Origin of the sequence: Desulfallas sp. Bu1-1 (assembly GCF_015594625.1) — a bacterium.
In the GTDB taxonomy this organism is placed as follows: domain Bacteria; phylum Bacillota; class Desulfotomaculia; order Desulfotomaculales; family Desulfallaceae; genus JADNRQ01.
Map to the genome: position 1 here is coordinate 1 of NZ_JADNRQ010000082.1, position 353 is coordinate 353.

The following is a 353-nucleotide window of genomic DNA, read 5'->3' on the forward strand; positions in this document are numbered from 1 at the left end:
TTAACAATTAACTATTTGGATGCTGGATCAAATGAGATTTTAAGTAGTGAGACAATAGCCATGGATGCAGTACCGGTTTTGCGGAACGGGCGGGTTTACCTCCCAGCTCGCTGGGTAGCCGAAGCCCGTGGTTTCATAACTGAATGGGACAGCGTTAACCAAAAAGTATTGATTTATGCACCTACTGACATTAAGGAGTCCCCAACTGGCGGTGTGAGTGTTGACGCACGGCAAGTTAAGATTGCCACAAACTGGCTTAATTTAGATATGCAGATTCCTGTGATCTCGGGCATGACCAATAAGGCATTGCAGGAGAAAATAAATAAAGAAATAATGGATAAGGCCATGCATAC

At 43.9% G+C, this 353-nt stretch carries 1 protein-coding gene; it reads left to right on the forward strand.

What is annotated here, in order from left to right:
• Positions 1-353, forward strand: a 353-nt coding sequence (locus IT084_RS19140; RefSeq protein WP_243277062.1) for a stalk domain-containing protein, incomplete at both ends; no start/stop codon positions are given.